The 6,041-nt window shown below is 36.5% G+C and carries 8 protein-coding genes and 2 pseudogenes; 2 read left to right on the forward strand and 8 right to left on the reverse strand.

What is annotated here, in order from left to right; genetic code table 11:
- Positions 1-9: 9 nt before the first annotated feature.
- The 8 genes and pseudogenes from JCM19034_RS22770 to JCM19034_RS03445 all read right to left on the reverse strand — a co-directional run bounded on the left by JCM19034_RS22770 (position 10) and on the right by JCM19034_RS03445 (position 5,178).
- Positions 10-822 (reverse strand): TIGR03943 family protein, encoded by an 813-nt coding sequence (locus JCM19034_RS22770; RefSeq protein WP_370621808.1) that lies wholly within the window; start codon positions 820-822, stop codon positions 10-12.
- A 48-nt stretch (positions 823-870) separates the two neighbouring features.
- Positions 871-1,829 (reverse strand): annotated as a pseudogene (locus JCM19034_RS03415) (permease); the annotation flags it as partial.
- A 186-nt stretch (positions 1,830-2,015) separates the two neighbouring features.
- Entirely contained in the window at positions 2,016-2,453 is a 438-nt protein-coding gene (locus JCM19034_RS03420; protein WP_062047282.1) for a GTP-binding protein, read from the reverse strand.
- Between the two features lie 10 nt (positions 2,454-2,463).
- Positions 2,464-2,985: a GTP-binding protein gene (locus tag JCM19034_RS03425; protein ID WP_062047284.1), complete on the reverse strand. Its 522-nt coding sequence runs from the start codon at positions 2,983-2,985 to the stop codon at positions 2,464-2,466.
- 137 nt (positions 2,986-3,122) lie between these two features.
- Positions 3,123-3,308 (reverse strand): type Z 30S ribosomal protein S14, encoded by a 186-nt coding sequence (locus JCM19034_RS03430; RefSeq protein WP_062047286.1) that lies wholly within the window; start codon positions 3,306-3,308, stop codon positions 3,123-3,125.
- A gap of 124 nt (positions 3,309-3,432) precedes the next feature.
- Positions 3,433-4,567: pseudogene (locus JCM19034_RS03435) on the reverse strand (zinc-dependent alcohol dehydrogenase).
- Positions 4,568-4,594: 27 nt separating this feature from the next.
- The gene (locus JCM19034_RS03440; protein ID WP_062047287.1) at positions 4,595-4,954 is read right to left on the reverse strand and encodes a spore coat protein; all 360 of its coding nucleotides are present in this window, start codon (positions 4,952-4,954) and stop codon (positions 4,595-4,597) included.
- A gap of 17 nt (positions 4,955-4,971) precedes the next feature.
- Positions 4,972-5,178 carry a hypothetical protein gene (locus JCM19034_RS03445; protein WP_062047290.1) on the reverse strand — a complete coding sequence of 69 codons (207 nt, stop codon included), beginning with the start codon at positions 5,176-5,178 and terminating at the stop codon, positions 4,972-4,974.
- Positions 5,179-5,319: 141 nt separating this feature from the next.
- On the opposite strand from JCM19034_RS03445, the gene JCM19034_RS03450 reads away from it, so the two are divergent.
- Both JCM19034_RS03450 and JCM19034_RS03455 read left to right on the forward strand, forming a co-directional pair.
- Positions 5,320-5,526 (forward strand): hypothetical protein, encoded by a 207-nt coding sequence (locus tag JCM19034_RS03450; RefSeq protein WP_062047293.1) that lies wholly within the window; start codon positions 5,320-5,322, stop codon positions 5,524-5,526.
- Positions 5,523-5,819 (forward strand): spore coat protein, encoded by a 297-nt coding sequence (locus JCM19034_RS03455; RefSeq protein WP_062047295.1) that lies wholly within the window; start codon positions 5,523-5,525, stop codon positions 5,817-5,819. The genes JCM19034_RS03450 and JCM19034_RS03455 overlap by 4 nt, the downstream gene beginning before the upstream one ends.
- The last annotated feature ends 222 nt before the right edge of the window (positions 5,820-6,041 follow it).

The raw sequence follows: 6,041 nt of genomic DNA on the forward strand, positions 1-6,041 counted from the left end.
CTTTACATATTAAGGATAAATATAAGGATCGGTTGGAACTTGAATTTCCCTCCAACTTTTCACATTGATCATAGGTATAAACATCTCATCACTGTCTGTAATACCTAATTCTCCCTTCACATAAATCCATGTGTTCTCTTCAATCCCCAAGGCCGCCCCGTCCTCAATGACAAGTCCAATAGCATGAGCATCTGCCACACAATGGGTGACAAGAAACCTAGTAATAACAGCCCGGCTGTTCGCATGACATTCTTCCTCAAGAATGAAGCCCTCCAATTCAATTTCTTTCCCTTTGAAATACTGAGGGTATGACGTAATAGTCGTTAAATAGCTTGCGAAATTATCATTCGTCAATGTAAGAACAGGTTTATTTACCATTTCCTCCACAGTTTTGTTTTGATCATTAAGCTCTAGTTCTTCTCCATGACTATGATCATGAGTAACATAACTAACGCCACGATTCTGAGCTTCGGCGGCACCGAAATCTTTAAAAGGGAGAAGAAAACCTGTAAACAAAGGAAGAATAATCAAACCGTAAGCAACAAACGTTTTTAGTGTTCCTCCACTTTCAGACTCTTCATGGCTACATCCCCAAGGACCACATAGACTATGGTCGTGATCATCATATGGGGAAGTAAAAATTCGTGGTACTTGGATAAAAAATAAAAATAGAAACAGAACAGATGCAATTTGACTAAAAGTGAGATAATTTGGGTTTATAAATCGCGTAATTTCTCCTGATTTATGTAAATGAAAGATAAACACAGCAAATAGGAGTAACACGATCGCCTTAATCATTTGTCGAACTTGTATATAAACCATTGTTACTCCCCCTTTATATCCATTGATGAACAAAAAGTAGTGCCCAAGTACTGTGCCTGTAATGATGACAAATAAAACAAGTATAAAGCGTACCTTAAAAACAGCCAACATCATGATCGTATTTTTTAAATCGATCATCGGACCGTAGATTAGAAAGCTTAGTAATGATGTTTGTGGAAATAGATGACGAAAGGATGCCGCTATAAAAGCATCTGCCTCAGAGCATAGCGACAGTAAATAGGCAAGACCCATCATCACAACTGTCGATGCTAATATCCCTTCGCCAAGACCTAGTATCGATTGGGTCGAAATATACGTTTGTACGAATGCTGCTAAAATGGCTCCAATGATTAAAAATTTCCCCATATCAAAAAACTCATCAATAGAATGTTCAAGCATCGCTTTTACACGTCTTGTGAATGGTTGCTTTTGCAGCGAAAAATCTTCATTCATAGTCTCTTTAGATCTTTTTAACTGATTTTGTTTAAATAGAAAATAAATCATCGTTGTAATGAAAATGGCTATGCAAAGCCTAAGCCCATTCTTAACAAAGCCATTCTCATATCTTCTCCAAAAGCCATATACGTTGAAAAAATAACGATCGGATTAATTAACGGACCTGTAAGAAGAAAACCAACTCCGGCAAAAAGAGGTACTCCTTTTGCTATTAAACGACGGACAATCGGGACAATTCCACACTCACAGGCAGGAAACAACGCCCCTAGCAGACAGCTCATCACAATTGCTAAAAATTTATTTTTCGGCAATAGTTTCTTAAGGTGCTCCTCTGTAACAAAGATTTGAATACTTCCTGCAATGAAAACACCGATTAACACAAAAGGGATGGCTTCAATTAATATACTAAGAAATACCATATTAAATGTTAACAAGGATTCCGGAAGAACAACTTTCGTTATCGGAAAACGATCACTAAATGAGATGATTAAGACTGCTACGCCAAGCATAACAAAGCCTATTAACTCGCTATAATTATTTTTCGTCTGCATATCTGCTACCAGTCCTCTATTCTTGGTTTAATGCATGTATATGCGGACAAGTCGTTATAATGAATATAAATCATAATAATTACGCTTTATAATGAAAAAGACTGACCCAAAGGATGATTCATACCTTTAGGATCAGTGCTATTCACGTTATAAACCGTGACGTATACATTCTTCTATTAAAGTGCTCTACATTTTCACTTCCTGAACAACGTTTTCCCACTCCTGCTTTATTTCATCTATATTTAGATTCATTCCAATTAACACTAAATAATGATCTCCATTGTAGGTTGAACGTTCCCAGCTTACACGCTTCATTACATTTTGCATTAAATATGTACCATCACCTAAATCGACATAACCTTTCGCCCGTATGAGAACATTTCTCCACTTTTTAAGAAAAGCCTCAATTTCCGCTTTACTTATTGGAGAAGCCAATGGTAGCGTAATACTTTTAATTTTTGAATAGGACAATTTAGTCGGTCCTTGTTGGTTATCTAGTTTATGCTTGTTCATCCTTACTTTCAAAGTTGTTTGCGGTGTCTTCTTTAATCGGCTAAATAAATAATCTAGTTGTATATTACTGAATGTGGAAAACAAAGCCTTTGAAGTCGGGTTTTGTTTCATTAAAAGCTTCTCAATTTTTGTTTTTCTTTGCTTCTGGCACTAAATCCGTTTTATTAACGATTAATAAATCTGCTACTTCTATTTGATTTCTCGTCGTTTGCACAAGTTCACGATCAGACTCAAAAATGCTATTATAGGATAAAATATGTTCCGCATCAATTAATGTTATTATCTTCTCTAAGTATACGTTATTGATCAGTTCGGGCTCGGTCAATGAATCAGCAACCTCATCTGGATTAGCAACCCCAGTCAACTCTATAAAGATGACATCGGGCTTTATTTGGAGTAGCTTTTCCATCGACTCAACCACTTCACCTTTTTTATTACAACAAATGCAGCCATCTAATAATTTTTCGATTATTTGACTTTTCCCTAATAGAGTGTTCCCATCGGTGTCCGTTTTGCCAATTTCATTCATTAACACAGCTGATTTCAAATTTCTATTCGTACACTCTACTAATAGCCTCTCTAGTAGAGTTGTCTTGCCACTACCTAAAAATCCACTTAATACGAAAACAGGTGTTCTAGACATTCTTTTCCTCTCCTTAATTATCATTGTTTTATATCATATGTACAATAAAACGTAATAATTCTTATTTGAGAAATATAATAAAAGTTCTTTAAATAACAAAAAAGGTGAGACCATTCATGTCTCACCTACTACTAAATTTACCAGCTAGCCTTCTTTAGTCCAGGAATTTGTCCTTTATGAGCAAATTCTCTCACACAAATTCGGCAAAGCTTAAATTTTCTTAAAACTGAATGAGGTCTCCCGCATTTATTACAACGAGTATATTCACGTACGCTGTATTTTTGAGTGCGTTTCACCTTTTCAATCATTGCCTTCTTAGCCAATTTAAAAACGCCTCCTTATGATAAAACTTTACATAAATAGTAAACCATTATTATATAATGTTCGGTCACCTATTTCACTAGGAGGTTAAAGTAAATAGAGGTTAATGAAGGAGTCTATCTATATTTAAGGTTGAAGGATCACTTTGATACAATTATCCATTTTCGTATCGAATATTTCATACCCATGCTTCGCTTGTTCAAGTGGTAACGTATGGGTAATAATATCACTCAAATCGACCTCATTAGAAGCTATTAAGTCATGGAGGAATGGCATATAGTGGATAACAGGAGCCTGTCCGGTTCGAATGTTAACGTTTCTTTGGAATATATCACCAAAGGGAAAAGCATTATAACGTGAAGCGTACACACCTGTTACTTGGATGTTTCCTCCTTTCCTAACTGCTTGACTAGCCATCACTAAAGCACTCATTGAGCCACCTTGTAGTTTAAGACCTGTTGCGAGAAATTCCATATCGGTCATCTTCCCATCCATTCCGACGCAATCAATCACAACGTCTGCACCACCATTTGTCTGGTCATGTAAAAAAGCACCGACATTTTCGTAATCCTCAAAGTTGACGGTTTCAACATGATTTGTTCGCTTTGCATGCTCAAGACGATACCCAACGTAATCAACAGCGATAACCCGCTTGGCACCCTTTAACCAAGCAAACTTTTGTGCTAACAATCCAACCGGTCCACAGCCAAAAATAATGACTGTATCTCCTTCTTTCATACCTGAGTTATCAACACTCCAATATGCTGTTGTGCCGACATCAGCCAATAACACCAAATTGTTATCGTCTACTTCACTACCTTCAGGGATTTTAAAAGGGGTAAAATTCCCATAAGGAACTCGCATATATTCTGCTTGTCCACCTGGGTAGCCACCAGTTGTACCGGAATACCCAAAATAAGCTCCCATTTCACCATTATCATTTGCTTCGTCGCATTGACTCTCTAGTTGGTTTTTACAAAACCAACATTCACCACAGCTCACATTAAAAGGGATCACGACTCGATCACCTTTTTTTACCAATGTTACATCTGGTCCTACTTCTTCAACAATTCCCATGCTCATGTCCGATAATATAATTTTCTTGTATATTCGGAATCATGCCATGGATTAAATGCAAATCAGAACCACAAATAGCTGTGTTCGTTAATTTCACAATAATATCATCAGATTTCTGAATACTAGGGGCTTCGACCTCTTTAACGACAACATTTTTTACACCTTGATACGTTACAGCTTTCATGGCTGATTCTCCTTCTATCACGTTAATTTATTGGGGTGGGGTAGGAAATAATCCTTTTCGGTTGTTATTTTCTGGGAATAGTTTCATTTCTGCAATATCAATCGCGGTTTGAGCAGCTTTTAAATCAAGCAGCTGCTGCTCACTTACATCGTAAGGAAAAAACCATTTTTTTTGAATCATTAATTCTTTCACTTCATTTTGGTAATCAATTGCAGCTTCCATTTGATTACGAATAACGGTTCTTACCTCTGGACTAGCTGCCTCCGTTAAGGCAATTGAATAATTTCGAACTGCTTCTTTTGCAGTAATTAACAGATCTAGTGCAATTGCTGAATCGACTTGTTCTGGCATTCCTACAGAGTTAATAGGATCTAAATAATCATTCATATGATCAACCTCACTTCTTAGTGTGTGTTTGAATAAGGGTAAAGACGTTGAAGCTGTTTTACGTCGTTAATCGACATTTGGACGTTTTTTTCCATCAACGCACGCAATTCTTGGTCAAAAACAACTCCTTGCATCATTTTTGATTTTAATAATGCAACTGTTTTTAGATTTAATAATTCATGAATATCCATCGTCTCATGAAAAGCTGAGTTTTCCTGTCCCATATACTTCCCTCCTCATCGTTATTCGTTAATGGTATTTTGTCTCCGACGATATCAACCTATACAAGTCGTCTTGAATAATAAATGCTGTAAAACGTAAGCTAAAGGTAAAAGCTTTACTACTACGAAGATTGAGGTGAAATCATGGCTATTCAACTAGCTCTTCATGAACGTTTAGAGCTTCATGAAATATTAACATTCAAAAATCTTTGCTTAACAAAATCAACTACGATGCAAGGATTAGTAGGCTGTAAAGAATTGAAGGCAATTCTTCAAGCAGATGTTACAGATGGAAAACAGCACATCAAACAATTAAATACTTTATTAAAGGACGGGAGCGTTTCATCATGACGAATATCGTGCAAAAAATTGCTGGTATGAGTGGAATGACAGATCAAGTCATCGCTACGGACTTTTTAATTGCTACTAAGTCTGCAGTTAGAAATTTAACATTCGCATTGACTGAATCTGCCACTCCTGAAGTAAGAGAAGTGTTACGTGGGCAGTTAAATGATGCGATTGAAGCACATGAACGAATTAGTCAATACATGATGGCAAAGGGCTACTACCATCCAAGTGATTTAGAGCAGCAGTTAAAAGTTGATCTAAAAGCATCTAAAACAGCTCTCCAATTAGCCGATTAACAGGCCAAATACGACAATATTTCCTTTAAAAATAAAGTTCTAGACCTTGCTTGTTTTACTTGCTATTCATTTAATTAAATATAGTTACACAATAGGAAGATGAAAATGGTGAAATCTGCAGCTAGACACGGTCAGCTGCAGATTTGGTGTGAAATTACCTAAATTTTGTACCAAGGTGCATGTTTGGACCCTTTTCTTCCTCATTCCTGCACCTATCCGCTA

The sequence above is a fragment of the Bacillus sp. JCM 19034 genome, assembly GCF_001310635.1.
In the GTDB taxonomy this organism is placed as follows: Bacteria; Bacillota; Bacilli; order Bacillales; family Bacillaceae_D; genus Halalkalibacter.

What these genes read in the sequence shown, in the direction of transcription:
- JCM19034_RS22770 (WP_370621808.1), bottom strand. Translation starts at nt 822, where the DNA reads ATGGTTTATATACAAGTTCGACAAATGATTAAGGCGATCGTGTTACTC.
- JCM19034_RS03420 (WP_062047282.1), bottom strand. Translation starts at nt 2,453, where the DNA reads ATGAAACAAAACCCGACTTCAAAGGCTTTGTTTTCCACATTCAGTAAT.
- JCM19034_RS03425 (WP_062047284.1), bottom strand. Translation starts at nt 2,985, where the DNA reads ATGTCTAGAACACCTGTTTTCGTATTAAGTGGATTTTTAGGTAGTGGC.
- JCM19034_RS03440 (WP_062047287.1), bottom strand. Translation starts at nt 4,954, where the DNA reads ATGAATGATTATTTAGATCCTATTAACTCTGTAGGAATGCCAGAACAA.
- JCM19034_RS03445 (WP_062047290.1), bottom strand. Translation starts at nt 5,178, where the DNA reads ATGGGACAGGAAAACTCAGCTTTTCATGAGACGATGGATATTCATGAA.
- JCM19034_RS03450 (WP_062047293.1), top strand. Translation starts at nt 5,320, where the DNA reads ATGGCTATTCAACTAGCTCTTCATGAACGTTTAGAGCTTCATGAAATA.
- JCM19034_RS03455 (WP_062047295.1), top strand. Translation starts at nt 5,523, where the DNA reads ATGACGAATATCGTGCAAAAAATTGCTGGTATGAGTGGAATGACAGAT.